Annotated in this window: 24 protein-coding genes; 10 read left to right on the top strand and 14 right to left on the bottom strand. The window is 54.0% G+C overall.

Annotation, left to right across the window (positions count from 1 at the left end; all coding sequences use genetic code 11):
• The first annotated feature begins 33 nt into the window (after positions 1-33).
• Positions 34-897 carry an undecaprenyl-diphosphate phosphatase gene (locus MLD66_RS03165; RefSeq protein WP_247215485.1) on the top strand — a complete coding sequence of 288 codons (864 nt, stop codon included), beginning with the start codon at positions 34-36 and terminating at the stop codon, positions 895-897.
• On the opposite strand, the gene MLD66_RS03160 is transcribed toward MLD66_RS03165, so the two are convergent.
• The 3 genes from MLD66_RS03160 to MLD66_RS03150 all read right to left on the bottom strand — a co-directional run bounded on the left by MLD66_RS03160 (position 894) and on the right by MLD66_RS03150 (position 3,942).
• Positions 894-1,589, bottom strand: coding sequence for an HAD family hydrolase (locus tag MLD66_RS03160; protein ID WP_247215484.1), 696 nt, complete (start codon positions 1,587-1,589; stop codon positions 894-896). The genes MLD66_RS03165 and MLD66_RS03160 overlap by 4 nt on opposite strands.
• Before the next feature lie 113 nt (positions 1,590-1,702).
• On the bottom strand, positions 1,703-2,443 hold the full coding sequence (locus MLD66_RS03155) for an HAD family hydrolase (protein ID WP_247215483.1): 741 nt from the start codon (positions 2,441-2,443) through the stop codon (positions 1,703-1,705).
• A gap of 56 nt (positions 2,444-2,499) precedes the next feature.
• Positions 2,500-3,942, bottom strand: coding sequence for a DUF2779 domain-containing protein (locus tag MLD66_RS03150; RefSeq protein ID WP_247215482.1), 1,443 nt, complete (start codon positions 3,940-3,942; stop codon positions 2,500-2,502).
• Positions 3,943-4,005: 63 nt separating this feature from the next.
• Here MLD66_RS03150 and cobQ point away from each other — a divergent pair, with 63 nt between their 5' ends.
• From cobQ to murA, 4 genes are all read left to right on the top strand, one after another.
• Positions 4,006-5,466 carry a cobyric acid synthase CobQ gene (cobQ, locus tag MLD66_RS03145; RefSeq protein ID WP_247215481.1) on the top strand — a complete coding sequence of 487 codons (1,461 nt, stop codon included), beginning with the start codon at positions 4,006-4,008 and terminating at the stop codon, positions 5,464-5,466.
• A 138-nt stretch (positions 5,467-5,604) separates the two neighbouring features.
• Positions 5,605-7,605: an NAD(P)H-quinone oxidoreductase subunit 5 gene (locus tag MLD66_RS03140; RefSeq protein WP_247215480.1), complete on the top strand. Its 2,001-nt coding sequence runs from the start codon at positions 5,605-5,607 to the stop codon at positions 7,603-7,605.
• Between the two features lie 23 nt (positions 7,606-7,628).
• Positions 7,629-9,191 (top strand): NAD(P)H-quinone oxidoreductase subunit 4, encoded by a 1,563-nt coding sequence (locus MLD66_RS03135; protein WP_247215479.1) that lies wholly within the window; start codon positions 7,629-7,631, stop codon positions 9,189-9,191.
• Positions 9,192-9,272: 81 nt separating this feature from the next.
• Entirely contained in the window at positions 9,273-10,565 is a 1,293-nt protein-coding gene (gene murA / locus MLD66_RS03130) for a UDP-N-acetylglucosamine 1-carboxyvinyltransferase (protein ID WP_247215478.1), read from the top strand.
• Positions 10,566-10,660: 95 nt separating this feature from the next.
• Here the strand turns inward: murA and MLD66_RS03125 are convergent, their stop codons facing one another.
• The 7 genes from MLD66_RS03125 to MLD66_RS03095 form a co-directional block, all read right to left on the bottom strand.
• The gene (locus MLD66_RS03125; protein ID WP_247215477.1) at positions 10,661-10,999 is read right to left on the bottom strand and encodes a hypothetical protein; all 339 of its coding nucleotides are present in this window, start codon (positions 10,997-10,999) and stop codon (positions 10,661-10,663) included.
• 728 nt (positions 11,000-11,727) lie between these two features.
• Entirely contained in the window at positions 11,728-12,882 is a 1,155-nt protein-coding gene (gene sigC, locus MLD66_RS03120; protein ID WP_247215476.1) for an RNA polymerase sigma factor SigC, read from the bottom strand.
• Between the two features lie 484 nt (positions 12,883-13,366).
• Positions 13,367-13,720: a 50S ribosomal protein L20 gene (gene rplT / locus MLD66_RS03115; protein WP_247215475.1), complete on the bottom strand. Its 354-nt coding sequence runs from the start codon at positions 13,718-13,720 to the stop codon at positions 13,367-13,369.
• Between the two features lie 28 nt (positions 13,721-13,748).
• Entirely contained in the window at positions 13,749-13,949 is a 201-nt protein-coding gene (rpmI, locus tag MLD66_RS03110) for a 50S ribosomal protein L35 (protein WP_247215474.1), read from the bottom strand.
• A 58-nt stretch (positions 13,950-14,007) separates the two neighbouring features.
• On the bottom strand, positions 14,008-15,399 hold the full coding sequence (locus MLD66_RS03105; protein WP_247215473.1) for an NAD-dependent malic enzyme: 1,392 nt from the start codon (positions 15,397-15,399) through the stop codon (positions 14,008-14,010).
• 68 nt (positions 15,400-15,467) lie between these two features.
• Positions 15,468-15,869 carry a hypothetical protein gene (locus MLD66_RS03100; protein WP_247215472.1) on the bottom strand — a complete coding sequence of 134 codons (402 nt, stop codon included), beginning with the start codon at positions 15,867-15,869 and terminating at the stop codon, positions 15,468-15,470.
• Between the two features lie 4 nt (positions 15,870-15,873).
• Entirely contained in the window at positions 15,874-16,800 is a 927-nt protein-coding gene (locus MLD66_RS03095; RefSeq protein WP_247215471.1) for an NAD(+) kinase, read from the bottom strand.
• A 557-nt stretch (positions 16,801-17,357) separates the two neighbouring features.
• On the opposite strand from MLD66_RS03095, the gene MLD66_RS03090 reads away from it, so the two are divergent.
• Entirely contained in the window at positions 17,358-18,170 is an 813-nt protein-coding gene (locus MLD66_RS03090; RefSeq protein WP_247215470.1) for a transporter substrate-binding domain-containing protein, read from the top strand.
• Positions 18,171-18,585: 415 nt separating this feature from the next.
• Here the strand turns inward: MLD66_RS03090 and MLD66_RS03085 are convergent, their stop codons facing one another.
• Complete coding sequence (locus MLD66_RS03085) at positions 18,586-19,158, bottom strand: Uma2 family endonuclease (protein WP_247215469.1); 573 nt, start codon at positions 19,156-19,158, stop codon at positions 18,586-18,588.
• Positions 19,159-19,308: 150 nt separating this feature from the next.
• On the bottom strand, positions 19,309-19,671 hold the full coding sequence (locus MLD66_RS03080; protein WP_247215468.1) for a hypothetical protein: 363 nt from the start codon (positions 19,669-19,671) through the stop codon (positions 19,309-19,311).
• 142 nt (positions 19,672-19,813) lie between these two features.
• Between MLD66_RS03080 and dnaK the strand changes: the two genes are divergently transcribed.
• The gene (gene dnaK / locus MLD66_RS03075; RefSeq protein ID WP_339396884.1) at positions 19,814-21,721 is read left to right on the top strand and encodes a molecular chaperone DnaK; all 1,908 of its coding nucleotides are present in this window, start codon (positions 19,814-19,816) and stop codon (positions 21,719-21,721) included.
• A gap of 4 nt (positions 21,722-21,725) precedes the next feature.
• Positions 21,726-22,613, top strand: a complete 888-nt coding sequence (locus MLD66_RS03070; RefSeq protein ID WP_339397027.1) for a DnaJ C-terminal domain-containing protein — start codon at positions 21,726-21,728, stop codon at positions 22,611-22,613.
• Positions 22,614-23,267: 654 nt separating this feature from the next.
• Here MLD66_RS03070 and MLD66_RS03065 read toward each other — a convergent pair.
• Positions 23,268-23,942 carry a response regulator transcription factor gene (locus tag MLD66_RS03065; protein ID WP_247215466.1) on the bottom strand — a complete coding sequence of 225 codons (675 nt, stop codon included), beginning with the start codon at positions 23,940-23,942 and terminating at the stop codon, positions 23,268-23,270.
• A gap of 10 nt (positions 23,943-23,952) precedes the next feature.
• Entirely contained in the window at positions 23,953-24,279 is a 327-nt protein-coding gene (locus MLD66_RS03060; RefSeq protein ID WP_247215465.1) for a hypothetical protein, read from the bottom strand.
• 65 nt (positions 24,280-24,344) lie between these two features.
• Here MLD66_RS03060 and def point away from each other — a divergent pair, with 65 nt between their 5' ends.
• Positions 24,345-24,914: a peptide deformylase gene (def, locus tag MLD66_RS03055; protein ID WP_247215464.1), complete on the top strand. Its 570-nt coding sequence runs from the start codon at positions 24,345-24,347 to the stop codon at positions 24,912-24,914.
• Entirely contained in the window at positions 24,911-25,114 is a 204-nt protein-coding gene (locus tag MLD66_RS03050; protein WP_247215463.1) for a hypothetical protein, read from the top strand. Before def ends, MLD66_RS03050 begins: the two co-directional genes overlap by 4 nt.
• Positions 25,115-25,148 lie beyond the last annotated feature (34 nt).

Genomic DNA, 25,148 nt, shown 5'->3' with positions numbered 1-25,148 from the left:
ATGCGATCACCAGTGTTATAGATGGGATAACCGATGCAACCAGAATTAGTTTTGCCCCTATTCCTGACGAGTACCCCAGCCATTCCCTCCTGGTGGCAGGCGGTCATCCTGGGCTTTATCCAGGGGGTCACGGAGTTTTTGCCCATCAGTAGCATCGCCCATTTGCGAATTATTCCCGCTTTTTTGGGCTGGCCGGACTTTGGGGTGTCCTTTAGTGCGGTGATTCAGTTGGGCAGTTTGGTGGCGTTGTTGTGGTACTTCCGCCGGGATTTACAGCAGGTGGGGTTGGGGTTTGTCCAGGCAGTACGCAAACGGCAATGGCAGTCGCTCCCAGCCCGGGTGTTGCTTGGGATTGGGGTGGGTACCCTGCCGCTTCTCCTGGCGGGGGGGGTGATTAAATACACGGTGGGTTCGCCGCCCCGGAGTCTGCTGGTGATTGCGGCGGCATTGATTGGTCTGGGGATTGTGCTGGGCTGGGCGGAACGGGTGGGCAGTCGCACGCGGGGGATGGCGGACATTCGGGTCAAGGATGGGTTTTGGGTGGGGTGTGCCCAGGCGGTGGCCTTGATTCCGGGGGTATCCCGTTCGGGGGCGACCTTGACCGGGGGGTTGCTGTTGGGGTTCGACCGACCGGCGGCGGCTCGGTTTTCTTTTTTATTGGGCATCCCCGCCCTATTTTTAGCAGGAATTGTGGAATTTGTGACGGAAATTCAATTCACTACCGAGAGCTTAGTGAGCGTGGTTTGGGGCACGCTATCGGCGTTTATTTTCTCCTACCTCGCCATTGATTTTTTGCTGAAATTTCTGCAACACCACAGTACCCGGATTTTTATTATTTACCGCATCGTTTTGGGGGTCATCATTATCATCGGTTGGGCCTGGGGCTATTGGCGTTAGGAATGGCGCAAAATCCAGGCTACCGCCCCAGCCAAGTCCGGTTGGATCACGTCCGGCTGGTAGTCCCGCAACCGCTCCTCATCCCGAATCCCACTCAACACTGCCACCACCGGGATACCGTGGGTCTGGGCAGCGATAATATCCGCCTCCGTATCCCCCACCATCCACACGGGGTCAGCCGGGGCGATCTGCGCCAGGGCTTGTGCCATCAACACCGGTTTGTCCAGATGGTCTTGGGTTTTGACAAAATCATCCCCAATGCAGTGGCGGTGATCCGGGGCAAACAGGTCGCTCAACTGGAATTGTGCCAGGGCAAAGGTGAGTTCCCGCTGGCGGCGCATGGTGATGATATGGGGTGCTATCCCCTGGGAGCGCAGGTCCATGAGGGTTTCCCGGACTCCAGGCAGGATTTGGTCAAACTCAAAATAGGGAAAAGTATGCACCGTTGCCCGACGGCATTGGCTAAATTCCTGGGCTTGGGCGGGGTTCAACCCAGACTGCCTGCCAATTTCAACCTCCGATACCTTGGCTCGTTTCATCGCCCAAAATTCTGCCTTGCTTAACACTCTTAGAACTATATCGGGGTCATTTTGCTGGACTTTGTGTAGGCAAAAACGGTACACCTGGTAATAACGTTCGGATACATCCACCACCGGGCCATCAAAATCGGTGCATAGCGTGATCCTTCCCATGGCTTGCCCTCCCTAGGGGTGAAAACCGTGACACACGGACTTAAGACCACTTCTAAAAATGGGTCGCAGGGTCACCACCCTCGTATGGGGTTACTATATAACTACACAGGCATTTAAGGCAAAACCTGAATTTGGCTCCAATCGGTGATCACCGTGTCCGAAAGGGGGGCTAAACCCTGGCTGGGATGGAACCCCCAACTCACCCCGATGGCTCCAGCACAACCTGCCCGTCGTGCCATTTCCAAATCCACCGGCGAGTCCCCCACCATCACCACCTCAGCAGGTTCTAAACCCAGGGCAGTACAGACTTTGTACAGAGGTTCCGGGTCAGGTTTCGTTGGTCCTGTATCAATACCTGTGTGGTAATCCAATAGGTCGTGTAATTCGTTGTGCTGTACAAAAGCCTGAACATTGACGGTTAAATCCGCCGAGAGAATTGCCTGTTTGTACCCCGCTTGGGCGATTTGCCCTAAAATCTTTCGCGCACCTAAATGAATGGGGATAGTTTTGATCTGCGGGCATTCCTGCTCCACCTGGCGAAATACGTCCTGCGCCATTTTCAAGGCACTACGCCAGTCCCACCCTTGTTCAGCGATGTAGGCGGCGGCGGCAATTTCATTTTCGTAGCGACTGCCCACCGCTAGCAGTCCCCCTGGTGCCAGGGTGCCATCGCTCAATCCAAAGGCGGCTTGCAAAGGTGCCCCTATCCCCGGAATTTGGGCATCCAACCGCCGTACCCGCTGATGTCCGACCACCCGCCAGTATTCCACCGTGTCCGCCAGGGTGCCATCTTTATCCCAGATGACGGCTGAAATATGGGGAAATGGGATACCATTGAATAGGATGGTTGGCATAAATTGGGGGGAAATTTGTTCTCTTTTAGGGTAGCCCAGAAATGGCACGGATGCACCTAATAGTTCTGGATCAGATGGGTTAAATGACGATGAATTTCCACCATTGCTAAGGTGTCTTGATAGCAGTATTCCCTGAGTTCTTGCCAGGTTTGCGCCTGAATTATTAAATCCCCAGAGTTTATAGCAGCTTCCCAACGATTTTTTGCCATATCCCCTTGATTAATCGCTAGGTCTTTGTAGCTCAAATGGGGAATGAGAACGGGTAGAACTTTTTTCAAGGATATGGAACCCAAAAAATCCGGGTGTTGATAATGATGTTGAAAAATCACCATTTGATCCCACAGGCGGTTGACCATGTTGTGAAGTTGGGGTGCACATTCTGGGATAAATTCCGCTAATTCCCGTAAAACCGACTTTTCATAGGGTTGATTGTAAACAATGATGGAACCCTGCTCCCCAATGGCACGCACGAGGGCTTGGGTGAGCGGTGGGCGGGGGTCTTCCCGATCCGTGTGCAGGTATTCACAGTGGCTCAATTCCCCTGTTTCCGTTAAAATGTGACAGCTAAATTGGAAGGGAATACGTTGGTAAGGACGGGTTGCGTTAAATCTAGGAATAGCAGGATTAGTCGCTTCAAAATCAAAGAAATACAGGGGATAAACCAACTCACTGAGTAGTTTTTTAATCTCGTTATGGTTGATATAAATTTCCCGCTGAAGATACCGATGGATGAATGTCTGCTGGGGTACGGATAAAGTACTAATAAAATCCGGTGATAACCGTTCAATATGAAAGTTTTTTTCGGCAATTAACGCCTCTTTTTTCTTCTTATCTAATCGGGAAATTTGAAAGATAGATACTTCGGGAACTTCTCGCCAGCAGTAGTCCTTAAAATTGCAGGTGTAGGGTTGGGTGCAATGATCCCCAATGGGATATTCTAATTCCGTAGGTTGGCGCAATAATTCCTGAAATGTTTGTAATCGTTGGGGCATTTGGGCAACAATTTTTTGTACTTGTTCGGTAACATCTGTCTGGGTAAATAAATTGCTCAAATCGGGATAAAAACAATCTTGACTATTGATGTGCATGACCTGGGCTTTAGTTAAATGAATGCCATTCATGGAAACCACATACCATTGAATCGCTAAATCTTCAATATGCTCATCTTTGGGCTTGGTACTGGATTTAATTTCAATGATTTCCCAGTCCTGGGCATTAATTTTACGGAGTACATCGCATTTAACGATAATTTCTTCCCATTTGAAGGTTGCCTCAAATAAACATTCCACCCGTTGGGCAAGTAAATGTGCGGTTTTTTCTTGGCATTTTTGGTTGCCAAATCCAGTGACTAATACTCCCCCAGGAAAATAGGTGCGTCCCAAGATACCGACCTCAGTTCCCTGTTGAAATTGGCTTTTTTGGGTATCCGAGGGAGGGCTGGCTTTGCTGGGGTCATGAAAATCTAGCCATAGGGATTTGGGGCATTGTACGCCTTTCATGTAACGGGATTTGGTTAAATGCTCCATGATGGTAGGGGAAAATTCGCAAGATACGTTCCCATTATGCCTGCTTTGATGGTGGTTGGTTGTACGTCGAATGCGGGGAAATCCCTGTTAGTTACAGCATTGTGCGGTTGGTTGGCGCAACAGGGCTATCGGGTCGCTCCGTTCAAGGGGCAAAATATGGCGCTGAATGCCTATGTCACGGCGGATGGGGGCGAAATGGGTTACGCTCAGGCGGTGCAGGCATGGGCGGCAGACATTGTTCCGACGACTGCGATGAATCCGATCCTGCTGAAACCCCAAGGAGATATGACTTCCCAGGTCATCATCCGGGGGCGGGCGGTGGGCGTAACCCGGGCGGCGGATTATTACCAAAATTACTTTGAGCGGGGGTGGCAGGCAATCACTGAGGCATTGGCGGCATTGCAACGGGAATACGATTACATCGTGTGTGAAGGGGCGGGTTCGCCAGCGGAAATTAACCTCAAGCATCGGGATTTAACCAATATGCGGGTCGCTAAATATCTCCAGGCAAAAACGATTTTGGTAGGGGATATAAATCCAGGGGGTGTGTTTGCCCATATCCTTGGCACGTTGGCGTTGTTGGAACCAGAGGAACGGGCATTAATTAAAGGTTTGATTATCAATAAATTTCGGGGACAATTGTCTATTCTGCAATCGGGATTAGATTGGTTGGAAAATACCACCGGAATTTCTGTGTTGGGTGTGATCCCTTGGCTGGAATCGGCATTACCGGCGGAAGATTCCTTGAGTTTACTCAATCGGCAGAAAACTAACACGGATGTACAGATTGGGATTATCCATTTACCTAAAATGAGTAACTCTACCGATTTTGACCCCTTAATTTTCGAGCCGACCGTGCAGGTACATTACATTCACTCAGAGCAAGATTTTGGTACCCCGGATGCGGTGATGATTCCTGGGAGTAAAACTACCCTTTTAGATTTAGATTGGTTGCACAAAATAGGTTTGGCAGAGCGGCTCAAAACCTATTACCAAAAGGGGGGATGGGTCTTAGGAATTTGTGGCGGGATGCAGATGTTAGGAATGGATGTGTGTGACCCGGATCGTTTAGAAAGTGATTTGACCCAGGGGCAAGGTCTGGGACTATTACCCATCAAAACCACGATTACTGGGGCTAAAATCACACAACAACGGGAGGTTTTATCAGTTGCTCCCATACCCAATTTAATGGTTAGGGGTTATGAAATTCATCAGGGTTTTACCCAAGTTATTGGTGAAATTAACCCCTTATTGACTGATCCCCATCTGGGCTATGTAGATGGTACTGGGCGCATTTGGGGCACTTATTTGCATGGGATATGGGAAAATGGGGCATGGCGTAGAGCTTGGTTAAATCAACTCCGTTCCCAGCGGGGATTAGCCCCTTTATCCCTCAACGTGCCGGATTTTCCCCACCAGCGGCGGCAGATGTTGCAACAACTCACCCAAACGGTGGCGGAGTGCATTCCCTGGGGGCAATTCTTAAGGGATTCCTAATGGAGTCAGGGGTAAAATTCTCAAGAAAATCCCTGTAGCATCCCTGGGTGAGCCGCCCTAACGGTTTCTTTGGGCACAGAGGCTACCCTAGACTTATGGCACAATGTTAACGGTTTTGTCCCAGCGTGCAGGATACCTATGGAGCAAGTGCTTTACCAATGTGCCTGGTTGGTTCCCGTCCTTCCCTTATTGGGGGCAACCCTGGTGGGCACCGGGCTGATTACCTTCGGGGAATGGACTAGTCGCCTGCGGCGGGGGAATGCGGTGTTGATTTTGCTGTTGATGGGGGTGTCCTTGACCCTGTCGGTGGCGTTGTTCTGGAGTCAAGTTTTGGGGCATGACCCCTATACGTGGAATTTCACCTGGGCGGTGGCGGGACCGTTTCACCTGGAGATGGGGTTGGTGGTGGACCGCTTGAGCAGTTTGATGCTGGTGATTGTGACCACGGTGGCGTTGCTGGTGATGATTTACAGCGATGGTTACATGGCGCATGACCGAGGCTATTCCCGCTTTTTTGCCTATTTGAGTTTGTTCAGTGCCTCGATGTTGGGGCTGGTGCTGAGTCCCAATTTGGTGCAGGTGTATGTGTTTTGGGAATTGGTGGGGATGTGTTCCTACCTGTTGATTGGGTTTTGGTATGACCGGGTGGCGGCACGGGAGGCGGCGCAAAAGGCGTTTGTGGTCAACCGGGTAGGGGATTTTGGCTTGTTGCTGGGGATTTTGGGGTTCTATTGGGCGACGGGGCAGTTGGAATTTACCGGGATTGCCGACCGGGTGGCGGAATTGCTGGCAACGGGTGCCTTGCCGGTGTGGGTGGCGACGGGGTTTGGGATTTTGGTGTTTTTGGGACCAGTAGCCAAGTCAGCGCAAGTGCCTCTGCACGTGTGGTTGCCGGATGCGATGGAAGGTCCGACCCCGATTTCGGCGTTGATCCATGCGGCGACGATGGTGGCGGCGGGGGTGTTTTTGCTGGCACGGATGATGCCGGTGTACGAACATTTGCCGGTGACCCTGCAGGTGGTGGCGTGGACGGGGGCGTTTACGGCGTTTTTGGGGGCGACGATTGCCCTGACCCAAAATGATATTAAAAAGGGGTTAGCCTATTCCACCATTTCCCAGTTGGGCTACATGGTGATGGCGATGGGGGTGGCGGTTCCGGCGGCGGGGATGTTCCACCTGATGACCCATGCGTACTTCAAGGCGATGCTGTTTCTTGGCTCTGGGTCGGTGATTCACGGGATGGAAGCGGTGGTGGGGCATGACCCGATTAAGGCGCAGGATATGCGGAATATGGGCGGACTGCGGAAATATATGCCGATTACGGCGGCGACGTTTTTAATTGGTACGCTGGCGATTTGTGGGATACCCCCGTTTGCGGGATTTTGGTCGAAGGATGAAATTCTCCACGTGGCGTTTGAGGCGAATTGGGGCTTGTGGCTGGTGGGTTGGCTGACGGCGGGGATGACGGCGTTTTATATGTTTCGGATGTACCTGCTCACCTTTGGTGGGGAATTTCGGGGCTTAGCCTTTGGACCGGGAGCCATGCAGGTGGAGGAGTTAGCCCATACGGATACCCACGGTCACGCTTCCGAACCCCATGAGTCCCCCTTGACTATGACCTTGCCGTTGGTCATTCTGGCGGTGCCGTCGGTGCTGGTGGGGTTGGTGGGTGTGCCCTTTGCCAATTACTTTGAGCATTTTCTGGAGAAGCCGGGGTCGGCGTTGCAGGTGGTGCCGGAGTTGGCGGGGTTTGATTGGGGCGAGTTTCTGCTGATGGCGGGGTCGTCGGTGGGGATTGGGTTGATTGGCATCACCCTGGCGTTTGTTAGCTATGGGGGCAAGTTTACGGGGGTGGAACCCCTGGCGGAGCGGTTCCTAGCTTTGTACGAATTTTCCCTGCACAAGTGGTATCTGGACGAGTTGTACGAACGGTGGTTTGCCCTGCCTTTGCGCCGGTTGGCTCGGCAAGCCCTGGAAACGGACTACCGGATCATTGATGGGCTGGTGAATTTGACCGGTTTGGTGACCTTGGTGACGGGGGAGGGGTTGAAATACGTGAATAATGGGCGGGTGCAGACCTATGCCCTGGTGATTTTGTTGGCGGTGCTGGGTTTGGTGTTGGTGTCCGGCTTGAGTTGATAACCCTTTGGTGGAGGTAGGGCGTGGCGGATTTTCCCTGGTTGACGACGGTGATTCTCCTGCCGGTGGTGGCATCCTTGCTGATCCCGGTACTGCCGGATAAGGACGGGCGGACGGTGCGGTGGTATGCCCTGACCGTGGGGTTGGTGGATTTTGCCCTGATTACCTATGCGTTTTGGCAGGGGTATGACCTGGATTCGGCGGAATTGCAGTTGGTGGAACGGTATGCCTGGTTGCCCCAAATTGGTCTGAATTGGTCGGTGGGGGTGGATGGGTTGTCCATGCCGCTGGTACTGCTGACCGGGTTTATTACGACCCTGGCGATTTTGGCGGCTTGGCCGGTGACCTTGAAACCCCGCCTGTTTTATTTTCTGATGCTGGCGATGTACGGCGGGCAGATTGCCGTGTTTGCGGTGCAGGATATTCTGCTGTTTTTCCTGGTGTGGGAGTTGGAATTGATCCCGGTGTATCTCCTGCTGGCGATTTGGGGTGGGAAAAAACGGCAGTATGTAGCCAATAAGTTCATTGTCTATACGGCGGTGGGGTCTTTGTTTATCCTGGTGGCGGCACTGGCGATGGCGTTTTATGGGGAAAATATCAGTTTTGATATGCGGGATTTGGCACTCAAGTCCTATCCCCTGGCGTTGCAGTTGTGGTGTTATGCGGCGTTTTTGATTGCCTATGCGGTGAAACTGCCCATTTTCCCCCTGCATACCTGGTTGCCGGATGCGCATGGGGAAGCCACGGCGCCGGTGCATATGTTGCTGGCGGGGATTTTGTTGAAGATGGGGGGCTATGCCCTGGTGCGGATGAATATGGGGATGCTCCCGGATGCCCATGCGTTGTTTGCGCCGGTGTTGGCGATTTTGGGGGTGGTGAATATCATCTATGCGGCGCTGACTTCCTTTGCCCAGCGGAATCTGAAGCGCAAAATTGCCTATTCGTCCATTTCCCACATGGGGTTTGTCCTGCTGGGGATTGCTTCTTTTACCACCACGGGTTTGAGCGGGGCGGTACTGCAAATGGTCTCGCATGGGTTAATCGGGGCGAGTTTGTTTTTCCTGGTGGGGGCAACCTACGACCGTACCCACACCCTGATCCTGGAGGAGATGGGCGGGGTGGGGCAAAAAATGCCCAAAATTTTCGCCATGTTTACGGCTTGCTCGCTGGCTTCCTTGGCACTGCCGGGGATGAGTGGGTTTGTGGCGGAATTGATGGTGTTTATTGGGTTTGCCACTAGCGATGCCTATACGTTGCCGTTTAAGGCGTTGGTGCTGTTGTTGGCGGCGGTGGGGGTGATTCTCACGCCCATTTATCTGCTGTCCATGTTGCGGCAAATTTTCTTCGGACCAGAGAACGAGGAACTGGTCAGCCATGAAAAACTGGTTGATGCGGAACCCCGGGAGGTGTTTATCATCGCCTGTCTGCTGGTGCCGATCATTGGCATTGGGCTGTATCCCCGCTTGGTGACCAGTATTTATGATGCCAAGACCACTGCGCTCACTGCCTTGGTGCGACAATCCGTGCCCCGTCTCCAGCCACCTGTTGGTATGTTGACCATACCCGCATCCCCCCCTACCCCTTGATTTTATGGCGGTTTGGGGTAAGATGAGACCAGGGTGGGTGGAAGCAAAACCGTTGTGATTGGGTGTTGAGGAGTAAAAAATATGACCAGCCAGGTTGGGGAATTGCTCAAGGCGGATGCGGTTCTGCGTATCCGGGGGGGTGTGCCTCTGCGGGGGGAAGTGGCGGTGAATGGGGCGAAAAATTCTGCCCTGGCGATTATGGCGGGGGCGTTGCTGTGTTCCCAGGAATGCCGGATTCGCAATGTGCCCAACTTGGTGGATGTGCATCGCATGGGGCAGGTGTTGACCGCCCTGGGGGTGAAGGTGCGTTATGACCGGGGGGCGTTGGATTTGGATGTGACCCATTTACACCGTTCGCTGGCGCCCTACGAGGTTGTCAGCCAATTGCGGGCGAGTTTTTTTGTGATTGGTCCCCTGCTCGCCCGGTTGGGGGTGGCGCGGGTGCCGATGCCGGGGGGCTGTGCGATTGGGGCGCGCCCGGTGGAACTGCACGTGCGGGGGTTGCAGGCGCTGGGGGCGGTGGTGCAGATTGAACATGGGATGGTGCACGCCTATGCCCGCAAGTTGAAAGGGGCAAGTATCTATCTGGATTACCCCAGTGTGGGGGCGACGGAAACCCTGATGATGGCGGCGACGTTGGCGGAGGGGGAAACGGTGATCGAAAATGCCGCCCAGGAGCCGGAGGTGGTGGATTTGGCGAATTTCTGCCGCACTATGGGGGCGAAAATCCGGGGGGCGGGCACCAAAACGATTACGGTGGTGGGGGTACCCCGTTTGCACAGTACCGAGTACAGCATTATTCCTGACCGGATCGAGGCGGGGACGTTTATGGTGGCGGCGGCGATTACCCGTTCGGAGGTGTGGATTACGCCGGTGATTCCTGAGCATGTGACCCCGGTGATTGCCAAATTGAACGAGATTGGTTTTCAGGTGACGGTGGAAGCTCCCAATGCGGTGCGGGTGCAACCAGGGGCGGGGGTGTATGTGGGCACGGATATTGAAACTCTGCCTTTTCCCGGCTTTCCGACGGATATGCAGGCGCAGTTTATGGCTCTATTGACCCTGAGTGAGGGGAGCAGTGTGGTGACGGAAACCGTGTTTGAGAATCGCCTGCGCCATGTGGCGGAATTGCAACGGTTGGGGGCGAATATCCGGGTGAAGGGCAACCATGCGGTGATCCAGGGGGTGCCATTTCTCTCCGGGGCACCGGTGACGGCGACGGATTTACGGGCTTCGGCGGCGTTGGTGTTGGCGGGGTTGGCGGCGCAGGGGGAAACGGTGATCAGCGGATTGCACCATCTGGATCGGGGTTATGAACGGTTGGAGGAAAAATTGCGGGGGTTGGGGGCGGATTTGGTACGGGTGGCGGCTTGAAATTCTATAGCCATCACACTTGAATTGTGAGATAAAACCTTTTACGCAAAAAGTCAAGGGTTTCAGCTCCCATAGATTGTTTGAAATTGCTATGTTTATTTTCCAGCCAGGGTGCGTTGATGGAGGATGATCACAGCCAGCCCACACCACAGGCAAAAAACCACCATGCCGAATCCCCAGCGCATCCACAGCCGGGGTAAAGGTGCCAGTGTGGCGAGGGCGTAACCCACGGGGATACCAAACGGCCAGAGAAAAGATAGCACCAATCCCACCCCCCAATAGACTGTGCCGGGCGGGCTAGTGGATTGGTCTAGGTCTTTGAGGCTCGGCCAGCCCAATAGTCCAATCACGAAATCGTAGAGAAATAAACCGGGCAATCCCAACAGGATTAAACCCATAACCCCTGGGATCAGGATGCCTCCCAGCAATGCCATAAACAATCCCGGTCGGAAATACATGGTTATCTGTGTCCCCAAAACACCCCTAATTATTGATAGCTAAATAGGGCCGGTTTGTAAAATCGTTCTCAACAACTTGGGGTATGGTTCAGGATGGATGAAAGTAAAACGGATCGCTTGTGTGGCATGGATATAGTAATTTCAAGCAAGTTTGCGACATTCCCCTTTACCTGTAAACCCTTTCCTAGAAGGGGATACAGTGATTACCAGTGCCTCAAAGTGTTGTATTCTCTTGTGAAACGACTATATATAGCAATCCGACTTGATTAGTGAACAGAAATTTCTTAAAACCAAGTGCGGGGCGGTGCCCTGCGACCCCCTGGCTTTCTCAATAGAGCCATTCCATGCAATTGACCAACAGAAATTTCTTAGAACCAAGGCGGGGCGGTGCCCTGCGACCCCCTGGCTTTCTCAATAGAGCCATCCCATGCAATTGACCAACAGAAATTTCTTAGAACCAAGTGCGGGGCGGTGCCCTGCGACCCCCTGGCTTTCTCAATAGAGCCATTCCATGCAATTGACCAACAGAAATTTCTTAGAACCAAGGCGGGGCGGTGCCCTGCGACCCCCTGGCTTTCTCAATAGAGCCATCCCATGCAATTGACCAACAGAAATTTCTTAGAACCAAGTGCGGGGCGGTGCCCTGCGACCGATATTCTCACATTTCATTTCGGATTGCCATAGCCCTACCGGCTGGGGTTAACTCAGTTGAGGGAGTCTAGGTACCCCCGCATCCGATTGCGCCGTTTGGGTTGCCGTAACTTTTGCATGGCTTTGGATTCAATTTGCCGCACCCGCTCCCGGGATAAATTCAAGGCACGGCCAATTTCCGCCAGGGAATACACATGACCGTCCCCCAGACCGTAGCGCATCGTGATCACATCCCGTTCCCGCAGGGTTAAGTCATTCATCAATTCCAGTAAGTCCTGGTGCAGGGATTCGCTGACCAACTGGTCTTCTGGGGATACCTCGGCGGCTTCCAGCAATTCCCCCAGTTCCGTATCCCGCTCCCGTCCCACCCGGGTTTCCAGGGAGACCGCCCGGGGAATACAGGCCAGCAATTCCCGCACCTGTTCCGGGGTCATGTTCATCTCCTGGGCAATTTCCCGCAGGCTGGGGGTGTGTCCCTGGACTTGGGCGGCCTGCCGTTGGGCTTTTTTTAATTTATTTAACTTTTCAATCACGTGTACCGGCAGACGGATGGTGCGGGACTGGGTGGCAATGGCACGGGTAATCCCCTGGCGTATCCACCAGTAGGCGTAGGTGCTGAAACGATAGCCCTTGGTGGGGTCAAACTTATCCACCGCCCGTTCTAGCCCCAGGGTGCCCTCCTGGATTAAATCCAACAGTTCCAAACCCCGGTTTTGGTATTTTTTCGCCACCGAGACCACCAGGCGCAAATTCGCCTCAATCATGTGGTTTTTCGCCCGTAACCCCTCCTGTTCAATTTGTCCCAAGGCTTCCGGGGTCAAACCCGCCAAGTCTGCCCACAAACTGCGTGCCTGGGTCAGGGTTTGTTTAAGATGCGCCGCCGGGATGCCCGCCGCCTGTGCCCATTGTTGCGGGGTGGGGCGATGGCCATACTGGGCAGTGAGGTGATCCCGCAGTTGCCTGAGTTGCCAATACCTCTGCATAAGCGCCTGTTGCGCCGGGGTAGCCGTATGCCTGCCCTGGGCCACCCCCTGGGCAAATTCCAGCAATTGCACGTATCGCTGTACCCGCTGGGCTTCGGCGACTTCCTCCTCCCGACTGAGGAGTTCCACCCGGCCAATCTCTTGCAAATACAGCCGGACTAAATCCTGCGTTCCGCTGGGGGAGGCTGAGGGCACCTCGCTGAGTTCTACCTGGTCTAGGCTCATGGGCGGAGAAGTTAACCAATGACATCAGGCTACCCTGGTTTTAGCAAAAATCCAGTGCCGCAGGTTACCAGAACGGGGCGATTGGCGGGGATAATGGTAATTTTTAATAAAAATATAAGACTTGACCACAGCGGGATACCCCGGACGGACAAACCTGAGGACAAGCGGCTCAGGCTTTGCTATAGTAAATCTTGTTGCAAAAATACGGGCAGTTATGACAAGCGTTCTCACCTATTTTGCCCTGCTGGGCGGTCTGGTTACTTTCGCTGTGGGAAGCAAAATTCTCCTGCAAAAGGTAAAACTGCTCTAGGAATTTCCCCTTGGGGCGGCTGAAAACCGGTACTTTGGTAACCTGATTGGGTGGGTGAACTGGTTTTTCACCAGCGGGTTGCGCCCCTGGAAGCACCGTCCTGACGATGGCATAGCCTCACCATACTCAGGCGAGATGGCTAGGTATCCTGACGGCGAGACTGGAGAACCCCAATTAGCTGGGGTTGGTTTTCGCCACTTGGGCAATTTGGGCAAAGGTGTCCGGGTCAAAAATACTCATCTGCGCCAACATTTTACGGTTGAGGGTGATCTTCGCCTTGGCCAGTTGGCCGATCAGTTGGCTGTAGGATAGGCCTTCCGTGCGGGCGGCAGCGTTGATCCGGGCGATCCATAGTTGGCGAAAATCCCGTTTTTTCTCCCGTCGGTGCCGGTAGGCGTTCCGCAGGGCTTTCATCACCCGTTGGTTGGCGGTGCGAAACAGCAGAGATGCCGCTCCCCGAAACCCCTTCGCCAGTTTTAAGATTTTCTTGCGCCGTTGGCGGGCGACATTACCCCGTTTGACTCGCATGGTGTTCCCTCGCTAGAAACCTAAAAAACTAACTCGCCAGCATTAACCGGATATTTTCCAAATCCCGCTCGTTCACTTCCACCTTGTGGGCCAGCCGTTGCTTGCGGATGCTGGATTTTTTTTGCAAAAGGTGGTTACGCATCGCTTTGCGCCGCAGGATTTTGCCGCTTCCCGTCACCTGGAACCGTTTAGCCGCCGCTTTACGGGTTTTGAGTTTGGTTTTTGCCATGATATTAGAAAGTCACGGTCTTTTATTATATGCCCCTGATGCGGGAAATTACAAGTCCCTAGGACTGGGTCAAGCCGCATTCCCGGGCGCACTGGCTCACGGACTGGGCAACGGCCTGCACCACCCGTGAATCAAATACGGAAGGGATAATGTACTCCCGTTGTAATTCTTGGGGGGCGACCAAACTGGCGATGGCACGGGCGGCGGCCAGATACAAGTCAGGGGTGAGATGGCGTACCCGGCTGTCTAATGCCCCCCGGAAAATGCCGGGAAAGGCCAGCACATTGTTAATCTGATTGGGGTAGTCACTGCGTCCAGTCGCCATGACGGCTACCTTGTCTTCCACCAATTCCGGTTGGATTTCCGGCACCGGGTTGGCCATAGCAAACACCACCGGGTCGGGGGCCATCCGCATCACCATTTCCGGGGTGACCGCACCGGGGACACTCAAGCCCAGAAACACATCCGCATCCACGAGGGCATCGGCCAAGGTACCGGTTTGCTCAACGGCAAAGCTGGCTTTGGTGGGGTGGAGGTCGAAACGGCTGGTACTGACAATGCCTTGCGAATCGCACAGAATTAACCCCTGGGCACCCGCCCGTTGCAAGAGGCTGGCCACTGCTAAACCGGCGGCTCCGGCGCCATTGATCACCACCCGCACCCGTTCCAGGGATTTGCCGACCCAGCGCAGGGCATTCAGCAAAGCCGCCAGGGTGACCACCGCCGTGCCATGTTGGTCATCGTGAAAGACCGGAATATCCAATTCCTGTTGCAGTCGCTGTTCGATTTCAAAACAGCGGGGCGCACTAATATCTTCTAAATTCACCCCGCCAAATACGGGTGCCAGGTATTTCACCGTATTGACAATCGCATCCGTATCCTGGGTGGCCAGGCAAATCGGAAAGGCATCAATGCCCGCAAATTCCTTAAACAGCATGGCTTTCCCTTCCATCACCGGCAAAGCGGCGGCCGCCCCCAGATTCCCCAGCCCCAATACCGCACTGCCATCGGTGACAATCGCCACACAGTTTTGTTTGATCGTCAAGCGGTACACCTGGTCGGGATTTTGGGCAATTTCACTGCATACCCGTCCCACGCCGGGGGTGTAGGCCATCGCCAAATCCGCCCGATTTTTCAGCGGAATTTTGCTTTGCAAATGAATTTTGCCCCCCTGGTGGAGCTTGAAGGTACGGTCGTCCACGCTCAGCACCCGCACCTGGGGCAACCCCTTGAGGGTTTGAATGATCCGTTCTTCGTGTTCCGGGCTGGTGGCCTCAATGGTAATTTCCCGCACCGCCATGTGCCGGGTCTGGTCCACCAGGTTAATCGGGCCGAGGTTGCCGCCGACCTCCCCAATCGCCTGCAAAATGGTGGCCAACTGCCCCGCCCGGTTGGGAATTTCCAGGCGCACGGTCAGACTGAAGCTGGGACTGGGGGTAAGGCTGGTCATAGGGGTTTCCGTTCTGGGCAATGATTTGGTAATAAGCAACCGTACCATAGTTTGCCCCAAGGGGTCGTTCAGGGAGGACAAATTTGCCACCGTCCCCCGGTGCGTATCAGGGTCAAAACCTGGTCTTCTCCGGTCAATTGCTGGGTCGTCACCACCCCTTTTTCCGTACGTTTTACGGAACCCGTTACCCGCACGGTCGCCCGATTGCCGCTGATCTGGGTGGTCAAATCCACGCCCGCGTAATCCACGGTTAATTCCAGGTCATCGAGGGTGTCGTACAAACGCAGTATCCGTTGGGGGAGCGGTACCCCGTCCACGACCCGGTTACATAGGCGGGATTGGATTTGGGTATAACTGGGGGTGGGACTGCCTGGGCCGTAGCGTAAAAATTCCCGCACCGCCTGTTCCGGGGAATCCACCGCATCGCCACAGCCTGCCAAAACGACCACCACCCAGAGCCATCGCCGCATACATTTAGGACCAGACCCGGTGGTTATTGGGATAGGGCACCAATGCCCCCGCCCACTGCAACTTTTCCCGGAGGGTGCGGTAGTAGGAGTAATTTTCCCGCAGGATGATAAATTGGGCATCCTTCTGGGCCCGCCGCACGTCCACCCGTTGTCCCGGCCAAATGCTGGTGGCCAGTACCCCATCCATCCACAGTTTGGTACTCAACTCCCGGTCCTGCAAGGGCCAAATGCTGACCACAAACGCCGGGGGCAAAATCAAGGGGCGGCTGGATAAACTCAAGGGACAGATGGGCACGACGGAAAGGGCCTCCATCCCTGGGTGCATAATTGCCCCGCCCGCCGAGAGGGTATAGGAGGTGGAACCCGTAGGGGTGGCCACGATCAACCCATCCCCCTGGTACTGGTCAATGAGTTCCCCGTCAATTTCAATTTCCAGAACGCAGGTGGGGAGCCGTTCCACACTCGCCGGTTTCACCGCCATTTCATTCAACGCCCAAAACACCTCGCTGGTGGGTTCCCCTGGTCGTTGATTGCCCTGAAACAGTTGCGCCTGCACCATCATCCGTTTTTGCACCGCATAGCGATCCTGCGCCAACCGCTCCCAGACGGTCTGGGTGTCGTAGAGTACCTCCGCCGGTTCCGTGAGAAACCCCAACCGCCCGCCGATGTTCACCGCCAACAGGGGAATCCCCTCCCCGGCCAGATGCCGTGCCGCCCCCAAGGCCGTCCCATCCCCCCCCAGCACCATCGCCAAATCAATCCCCTGATGCGCCGAAGCCAAAAACACCGGGTAGGGGTTGTCCTTCGGTCCACTCGGCCCCACCAACACCCGCACCCCCCGAGCGGTCAATTCCTGCTCACAGCGAGTCGCCCAGCGTTTACTCTCCGGGTCGTTGGCCTTGTAGGTGATAATGACCTGCTGTAACTGCACAGTTTCCCAGGGTAGCCCCCTTCCTATGATGCCAGAAGATTGCAGGGAAAAAGCCAAAAGTGAAGTGGTGCAGAAATAACGTTGAGAATACTGGTACGAGATTAAAAATGTCCCCGCCGAGGATATACAGTAATCCTAAATGAGAATAGACAAATGCAAATGGAATAGGGGTTGTACGGGGAATATCCCCGTAAAAACAGCACCTGCGGTGTATGGTTCTGGAAAATTTTTGTATGCCTACGGCACGCAAGCTAATGTAAATCAAGCAGGATCACTACATAACCCATAATAAAAAAGAGAGTTTTAAGTAAATAATGATGTCGTATGATGATCAACGCCCAAAATCCTTTCAGGGAGAGAGGTTTGTTAAAATTATGTCCCATGCCAACATTAGTAAAGTGAAACTCTCAAAAATAGAATAAAGGTGCTTTCCAGCTTGGTATATTAATTCAGAACCAGCAAAAACTTCCATGCTCAAGATGCTGAAATTCTGGAAAAATCAGTCCGGGGGGTTCCGCCCCTACACCCACTCATTCCCAAATCATCGAGGCGTCTGGATGTGGAACTATCTCTGTTGCCTATTGGTGGTGGTGTTCGGATGGGGCATCCTGGGGATTGACCCGGCTTTAGCCTTAGCACCGGATATTCAAGCCATCCAACAGCGGGGTATCCTACGGGTGGCGATGCTCGGACAGGACAACCCCCCCTTTTTTGCCCAGGATGCTCAAGGGCGACTGACGGGTGTGGATGTGGATTTAGCCCGAAATTTAGCGGCCACCCTGGGGGTAAAACCCGAATTTATCCGCACGGCGCAGACCTTTGACCAGGTAGCGGAACTGGTGTACACCAACCAGGCGGATGTGGCGATTTCCAAACTGACCGTTACCCTCGGACGTGCCACGAGGGGTTTATTTTCCCAACCCTACCTGGTGATGCGGGATGCCCTCCTACTCAATCGTTTGCAACTGGCGCAACAGGGACTCCAAAATCAGGATGCCTTGGTGAACTACATTCGGCAATTTTCAGGGCGGTTGGGAGTGATTACCGAGACAGCCCACGCTCGCATTGCCCGTCGTCGGTTTCCCCAGGCGCAGATCATCGAATATCCCCACTGGCGGGATGTGGTGACAGCCGTAGAACAGGGTGCAGTTATCGCGGCATTTCGGGATGAATTAGAAGTGCGTCAGTTGGTCTTAAATCAACCGAAATTAGCCCTCTATTTGAAAACAGCGGTGGTGAGTGATAGCCGCAATCTGCGGGCGGTACTTTTGCCTTGGAATAGCTACAATTTACGGGATTTGGTGAATCAATATCTAACTTTAGAGTATGGGACATTAACAACGGAAAAGTTATTAGCAGAACCCGGTTAAACCCTATCGCTATCCTACTTGATGAATGTTACGGTTTATAGGGCATCTCTATTTATTTGAGCCAAGCAAAAATTTCATCGTTGGCATACCCATATTCCCCAGAACCAAGGGCGGGGGGTGTCCCCCTGCGACCCCTATTCTATTTTCAGGGAATCTCTATTTATTTGAATTTGAATCAATCATAAATCCCATCGTTGGCATACCCATATTCCCCAGAACCAAGGGCGGGGGGTGCCCCCCTGCGACCCCTATTCTATTTTCAGGGAATCTCTATTTATTTTATTTGAACCAATCATAAATCCCATCGTGGGAATGCCTATATTCCCCGGAACCAAGGGCGCTACGACCGCTAACTTTGAATTTATAGAAGTGCCCTCTCACGATTAAATCAATGGGTGATTTTCTACCGCTAGGCTTAGGGAATGCGTGCCTGGGCAAATATATCTTCGGGAATGATCACCAAGTCTGGGAATAAATCATCTGTCATCCTTTGGGATTTGGTAAATGTGTGGGGGCGGCGGTCGGGGTAAAACACGGTGATACTTTTGGCGACCGCATCAACGATCCATACCCGCAGAATCCCAGCCTCTAAATAATCGCCCGCTTTTTGTGCCATTTCCCCAAAACCTTGGGTCGGAGAAATAATTTCAACCACCAATTCAGGGGCGACTGGACAAAGGCCATCACTGGTTAATTGCTCCGGCCAACGCTCAAAAGAAACATAGGTTAAATCCGGTACAGGCACCCACACATCCCCCTGGCGTTGGAGTTGCACCGCTAATTCTGTATAAACATCTCCCTTCCCTCGGCACCACCCATCCAAAATCCACAGCAAGCATTTCTGTAAAGAGGCATGAAAACGCTGGGGTGACATCGGTTTATCCTTGGGTACCGCTTTTCCCTCTACTAACTCATAGGTGATATCGCCAGTGGGAAGGGTGAGAAATTCCTCAACGGTTAACTGCTTGGTATTGGTGAGAGATTGCATAAAAACTTATTTGATTATTATTGATGCTCAGACGACAATTCTATAGCAATCCTACTTGATTCACAAACAAAAATTTTGTAAACCCAAGCTCGGGGGCAGTATGCCTAGGACCTTGATACCATTTTGGTTGAGGATTGTATGATTAGTGGTTCAGAAGCCGGGCAAATCTGTTTCGTTGGCATCAGGTTTTGAAGAGGAAGCATCCAATTGTTTTTTCGCCTGATCGACCAAGTCAGCGGTGGTGGTTTTGATGGTTTCTGTCACCTGTCCCAAAACCGTGCTGGTCTGTTGGGAAACTTTTTGGGCGGTTTGGGTGGCATTCTGACGCAGATGCTTGACCCGTTCGCTTTGGAGCAATTCTTCCGTCTGCTGTTGGAGTTCCTGGGCAGTTTCCCCGATTTGTTGGGCGGCAGTTTGGGCTAATTTTTTCACCTGTTGCGCCGGGGGGCTGGTGGTGATGTCCTGCAGTTTCGCCTTGGCTTTTTGCCAAAAGTTTGGGGATGAATCGCTCATAGGGATAATTTAGGGATAATTATTGAATTGCTATCATATTAGACTAGCTCAGGTCGGATAGGAGTAGGGGAATCCGGACTGCTGTTGGGTTCACAGTAAGATAGGATACAGGGAACTTCTTGTTAGGTGGATAGGGTAGCCCATGACCAGCGTGGTGGGAATTGACCTGGGAACAACGAATTCGGTAGTGGCGGTGATGGAAGGGGGCAAACCCGTGGTACTCCCCAACAGTGAAGGGAGTCGCACCACGCCGAGTGTGGTGGGATTTTCCCGGGAAGGGGAGCGGCTGGTGGGGCAGTTGGCACGCAGACAGGCGGTACTGGACCCCAAAAATACGTTTTATGGGGTGAAACGGTTGATGGGGATGACCTACGATGAATTGCCAGCGGTGGCACGGCGGGTGCCCTACACGATTCGACGGGGGGAGCGCAACCGGGTAGAGGTGGTTTGTCCCCGCATGGAGCAGGTATATGCCCCGGAGGAATTGTCGGCAATGATTTTGCGGAAATTGGCGGATGATGCGGAGCAGGTGTTGGGGCGACCGGTGACGGATGTGGTGATCACGGTACCCGCCTATTTTAATGATGCCCAGCGGCAGGCCACCCGGGATGCGGGGCGGTTGGCGGGGTTGGAGGTGAAACGGATTTTGAATGAACCCACCGCCGCGGCTTTGGCCTATGGGTTGGATAAAAAAGAGGAACAAACCATCCTGGTCTTTGATTTGGGGGGCGGCACGTTTGATGTGTCCATCCTGGAAATTAGCCAAGGGGTCTTTGAGGTGCGGGCGACCAGCGGGGATACCCAGTTGGGGGGGGTGGATTTTGACCAGCGGCTGGTGAATTGGCTGGCGGAGCAATTTCAAAAGGAGACGGGCATTGACCTGCGCCGGGAACGGCAGGCGTTTCAACGGTTATTGGAAGCCGCCGAAAAGGCCAAAATTGAACTTTCCAGTGTGAAAAGCACCCTGGTCAATTTGCCGTTTATTACCGCCACCGAGGAGGGCCCCCAGCATTTGGAAACGGAATTGAGCCGCAGTACGTTTGAATCCCTCTGTGGGGATTTGCTGGACCGCCTGCGCCTGCCGGTGGATCAAGCCCTCAGCGACAGCGGTTTGGCCCCCCAGGATATTGATGCGGTGCTGTTGGTGGGGGGGGCGACCCGGATGCCGATGGTGCGCCAGTTGGTACGGGAACTCCTGCATCAGGAACCCTGCCAGGGGGTGAACCCGGAGGAGGTGGTGGCGGTGGGGGCGGCCATTCAAGGGGCAGTGCTGGCGGGGGAACTGCGGGATGTCCTGCTGTTGGATGTCACCCCCCTATCCCTGGGTTTGGAAACCGCCGGGGGGATGATGAAAACCCTGATTCCCCGCAATACACCGGTGCCGGTGCGCCGCTCGGATACCTTTTCTACCGCTGAGGACAACCAAAGTGCGGTGGAAATTCACATCCTCCAGGGGGAACGTCCCCTCGCCAGCGGCAATAAATCCCTGGGGCGGTTCCGGTTGACCGGCATTCCCCCCGCGCCCAAGGGGCTACCCCAGGTGCAGGTAGCGTTTGACATTGATGCCAACGGCATTTTGCAGGTCACGGCGCAAGACCGGCAGACTGGGCGGCAACATACGGTGACGGTGCAGGATGCCGCCAGTTTGACCCAGGCGGAGGTACAAAAAATGCTGGCGGAAGCCGAACGGGCCGCCCCAATGGACCAAGCCCAAAAACAACGGGTGGAGCAATACCACAAGGCGGAAGCCCTGATTCAACGGGCGGAACGGCAACTGCGGCAGGTGACCCTGGACTACGGTTTTCTATTTGTGCGGGAACGCCGTCAGAAAATCGAACAACTGATCCAAGCCCTGCGCCGGAGTTTAGCCGCCAACGATTTTGTCAAAGTGGATCGCCTCAGCAGTCGCCTGCAAGAACAACTGACGGAACTGCTCGCCCTCGTCCGGCAACAACAGCAGGAAGACGAAGTGCCCTGGTTCTCCCCCCCCTGGAGCCGCCTGGATGACAACCCGCCCCGTCGCCGGGAATGGGACGATGAAAACTGGTAATACCATGCGTAATTTCCGCAATTATTACCAAATCCTGGGGGTGGACCGCAACGCCAGCCTCGCCGAAATCAAACGCGCCTACCGCCAACTCGCCCGCCGCTACCACCCGGACCTCAACCCCGGCGACAAAACCGCCGAAGAACAATTCAAAATCATCGGCGAAGCCTACCAAGTCCTCTCCGACAGCCAAAAACGGGCGGAATACAACCGGTTTGGGCAATACTGGCAACAAAAAGGCTTCCAGGGCGAAGCCCCCCCCCGCCCCAGCCCGGACTTTGACTACAGCCGCTTCCTGGACTTCCAGGACTTTTTAGACCAACTCCTGACCCGCTTTACCCGCCGCAGTGAACCCCGCCCCGAACCCTGGGAATCCCCCGGCGACATCGAAGCCCGCCTGAATTTATCCCTCCAGCAAGCCTACAAAGGGGGTCGGCATCGGCTCAGCCTGGGGGAACGCACCCTGGAAATCAACCTCCCCCCCGGCATGGTCACGGGTCAACGCATCCGCCTGAAAAAACAAGGGGACAACGGCGGCGACCTGTACCTAAATATCCAAGTGACCCCCGACGAACACCTGCGCCTGCAAGGGGATGACATCTACTGCACCCTGCCCATCACCCCCAGCGAAGCCATCCTCGGTGCCCACGTCCAAGTCCCCACCCTGGACGGTCCCGTGAAAATGGTCATCCCCCCCCGGGTGCAAAACCACCAACGCCTGCGCCTGCCCGGTCGGGGCTACCTGCGGGAAGACCAAACCCGGGGCGACCAAATCGTAGAACTCCTGATCCAAGTCCCCACCGAACTCAGCCCCCAAGAACTGCAACTGTATGAACAAATTCGCCAAATCGAACGCTTTAATCCCCGCCAACCAACCACCCCGACTTCGTTATAAAACGTAACAGCGGTTAACATCTCGCCATCAGTCAGCAATATAAAGAAATAATTAAGGAATCCCTACCCAGGTTGAGGGAGATGCGATAGTAAAAATGTGATTTATTTAGGAACCAGCCCATTAGGTTCTTAACCTTAATCTCAATTTATAACGGAACCAGCCCATAAAGGTTCTGAATCTAATTAAATCCGATAGGGGAGCGGGCGTGCCTGTTCCCCTAAAATTTTTGCAAGATTTGCCCTATGATAAACCGACTCAATTAACCAATAGAAATTCCCCAGAACCAATAACGGGGATCATGCCCCTACGAGCCTTACAGCCTTTTAAGGGGTTACGGGATAGGGCTGTCAACCCACTTGTTCTCACCTCATTAGCACTAAATTTTGCATCCTGTAATTGGTGAACAGACTATAGCAGTCCTATTTGATTAGCGTTATAGCGATCCTACTTGATTAACAAACAAGAATTCTCCAGAACCAAGGGCGGGGGTGCCCCCCTGCGACTGCTAACTTTGAATTGATAGAGCTACCCAGGAAATAGAGCGATTACAAATATCTAAAAAGTGTCGCATTCTAAATCAAAATGACTATAAAATATCAAATTTTTTCCTGACCATTCCAGGGTGGATGGCTACCGGATGCCCGCCAAGGACTGTTAGGAGGGGATCAGCCCATAGCCCCGTCCATACAACGTTTGAATCAAGGGCGGTTCCGGGGGGCATTCCAATTTTCGCCGCAACAGCCGCACCTGCGCCGCCAAAAGATTGCGATCCGCCTGGGATTCCCCCGGCCATAGCCCCGCCAATAGCTGAGCATGGGACAAAATTTGCCCCGGATGTTGCATCAACAGCATCAAAAGTTGGGTCTCTTTTTCCGATAAAACAATTTGCCGCGCTCCCCGATAGGCAAGACGTTGTTCTGGCTCCAAAACCAGGGTGCCCACCTGCAAACGGGTCGGGGTGGTGCCCGCCAAAGGTCGCCGCAGTAACGCCCGCACCCGCGCCGCCAATTCCGCAAACGCAAAAGGCTTGACCAAATAATCATCCGCCCCCGCATCCAACCCCTGCACCCGGTCGGTGAGACTGTCCCGGGCGGTTAAAAATAAGACCGGGGTCGCCAAACCCTGCTGTCGCAACCGTTGACAAAGCGTTAACCCGTCCAAACCCGGTAACATCCAATCCAAAATCAGTAATTCATAATTATTTTGCATTGCCAACGTATAGGCGGTTTGCCCATCATTGACCCATTCCACCTGATACCCCTGTTGCGCCAGGAGTGCGGTGAGGGGTTCGCTCAATTCCCGGTCATCTTCCACCAACAGCAGGGACATACCCAGGGGGTTAAACGGTGGGGGGTTGATGGGGGTAATGTTTCACCCCAGGCAGGCGTTGGCGGCGGCGTTCCGACAGTACGTTGTGCAATTGCTGATAGAGTTGTTCCGCTACCCGGGCATTCATGGCGACCCGCACCACCGGTTGCACCAGCACCCCACTGGGTTCCGAGCCATTGGTCGGCAGGGCTGGGGGCAAACAAAAGGGGTCAAGAAAGCCGAAATCCAGCACCACATCGTCATTGATATGGTTTGCCAAAGTGATGTTAATGTACTGAGGTATCCGTTCCGGGGTTACGGGAAATTGAAACCGGACGGTGCGTTTGGGTTCTGCCATGATTACCCCGCCACTGGGAATATCCCCATGCTACATTAGGACAAGGGATTTGCGAATCAGGTGCCATGACCAGTTCTACCCTAGCGGTGAGCAAAACTCGGTTGAAAACGCCACCCCTCCAGGTGGAACTTTTGGGTAGCAAGGTGTTGCGCCAGGCGGCCAAGCGAGTCACCCAAATTAATCAGGAATTGCGGGACTTGGTGGCGCAAATGCTCAAAACCATGTACAGCAAGCAGGGGATTGGGTTAGCCGCTCCCCAGGTGGGGATTTTGAAACAGATGTTGGTGGTGGATATTGACCCGGAAAATCCCGCTACGCCGCCTTTGGTTGTGATCAATCCGGTGCTGGAAGCCCAGAGCGACGCTTGTGAGATTGGCGAAGAGGGGTGTTTGAGCATTCCGGGGGTATTTTTACCGGTGAAGCGGCCGGCGCAGGTGACGGTGAGTTTTAAGGATGAGGGGGGCAAATTGCACCGACGGGAGTTTACGGGGCTGACGGCACGGGTGATTTTGCACGAAATGGACCATCTGCAGGGGGTGATGTTTGTGGACCGGGTGGAAAATCCCCTAGCGCTGGCGCAGGAATTGAGCAAAAACCGGTTTTCCCTGGCGGATGTGCGGCGGGTGCGGTCATGATGAGTCCTTTGACCCCCTTGAGCGGCGTGTTTCTCCTGGGTGCCTGTGTGCTGGCGATTGCCGCTGTGGGCTGTGTGTTTGAGTTGAGCTACGGGCATCCCCAACTGGGGGCACCCTTGACCTGGGGGATTTTGCTCCTGAGTACCCCGGCGGGGGTGGGGTGTTTTGTGGCGGCGGTACGCTCAGCCCGGCGGGAATAGGGGTGTCTGTGAGTTTTGCCTATTAAACCCTGAT

Origin of the sequence: Synechococcus sp. C9 (genome assembly GCF_022984075.1) — a bacterium.
Classification (GTDB): domain Bacteria; phylum Cyanobacteriota; class Cyanobacteriia; order Gloeomargaritales; family Gloeomargaritaceae; genus Gloeomargarita.
Note: the sequence above shows the minus strand (reverse complement) of the source record. Positions and strands in the feature narration are given on the sequence as shown.

Bases quoted from the DNA above. Each gene is read 5' to 3' on its own strand.
- MLD66_RS03165 (WP_247215485.1), top strand. From the start codon at position 34: ATGCAACCAGAATTAGTTTTGCCCCTATTCCTGACGAGTACCCCAGCC.
- MLD66_RS03160 (WP_247215484.1), bottom strand. From the start codon at position 1,589: ATGGGAAGGATCACGCTATGCACCGATTTTGATGGCCCGGTGGTGGAT.
- MLD66_RS03155 (WP_247215483.1), bottom strand. From the start codon at position 2,443: ATGCCAACCATCCTATTCAATGGTATCCCATTTCCCCATATTTCAGCC.
- MLD66_RS03150 (WP_247215482.1), bottom strand. From the start codon at position 3,942: ATGAAAGGCGTACAATGCCCCAAATCCCTATGGCTAGATTTTCATGAC.
- cobQ (WP_247215481.1), top strand. From the start codon at position 4,006: ATGCCTGCTTTGATGGTGGTTGGTTGTACGTCGAATGCGGGGAAATCC.
- MLD66_RS03140 (WP_247215480.1), top strand. From the start codon at position 5,605: ATGGAGCAAGTGCTTTACCAATGTGCCTGGTTGGTTCCCGTCCTTCCC.
- murA (WP_247215478.1), top strand. From the start codon at position 9,273: ATGACCAGCCAGGTTGGGGAATTGCTCAAGGCGGATGCGGTTCTGCGT.
- MLD66_RS03125 (WP_247215477.1), bottom strand. From the start codon at position 10,999: ATGGCATTGCTGGGAGGCATCCTGATCCCAGGGGTTATGGGTTTAATC.
- sigC (WP_247215476.1), bottom strand. From the start codon at position 12,882: ATGAGCCTAGACCAGGTAGAACTCAGCGAGGTGCCCTCAGCCTCCCCC.
- rplT (WP_247215475.1), bottom strand. From the start codon at position 13,720: ATGCGAGTCAAACGGGGTAATGTCGCCCGCCAACGGCGCAAGAAAATC.
- rpmI (WP_247215474.1), bottom strand. From the start codon at position 13,949: ATGGCAAAAACCAAACTCAAAACCCGTAAAGCGGCGGCTAAACGGTTC.
- MLD66_RS03105 (WP_247215473.1), bottom strand. From the start codon at position 15,399: ATGACCAGCCTTACCCCCAGTCCCAGCTTCAGTCTGACCGTGCGCCTG.
- MLD66_RS03100 (WP_247215472.1), bottom strand. From the start codon at position 15,869: ATGCGGCGATGGCTCTGGGTGGTGGTCGTTTTGGCAGGCTGTGGCGAT.
- MLD66_RS03090 (WP_247215470.1), top strand. From the start codon at position 17,358: ATGTGGAACTATCTCTGTTGCCTATTGGTGGTGGTGTTCGGATGGGGC.
- MLD66_RS03085 (WP_247215469.1), bottom strand. From the start codon at position 19,158: ATGCAATCTCTCACCAATACCAAGCAGTTAACCGTTGAGGAATTTCTC.
- MLD66_RS03080 (WP_247215468.1), bottom strand. From the start codon at position 19,671: ATGAGCGATTCATCCCCAAACTTTTGGCAAAAAGCCAAGGCGAAACTG.
- dnaK (WP_339396884.1), top strand. From the start codon at position 19,814: ATGACCAGCGTGGTGGGAATTGACCTGGGAACAACGAATTCGGTAGTG.
- MLD66_RS03070 (WP_339397027.1), top strand. From the start codon at position 21,726: ATGCGTAATTTCCGCAATTATTACCAAATCCTGGGGGTGGACCGCAAC.
- MLD66_RS03065 (WP_247215466.1), bottom strand. From the start codon at position 23,942: ATGTCCCTGCTGTTGGTGGAAGATGACCGGGAATTGAGCGAACCCCTC.
- MLD66_RS03060 (WP_247215465.1), bottom strand. From the start codon at position 24,279: ATGGCAGAACCCAAACGCACCGTCCGGTTTCAATTTCCCGTAACCCCG.
- def (WP_247215464.1), top strand. From the start codon at position 24,345: ATGACCAGTTCTACCCTAGCGGTGAGCAAAACTCGGTTGAAAACGCCA.
- MLD66_RS03050 (WP_247215463.1), top strand. From the start codon at position 24,911: ATGATGAGTCCTTTGACCCCCTTGAGCGGCGTGTTTCTCCTGGGTGCC.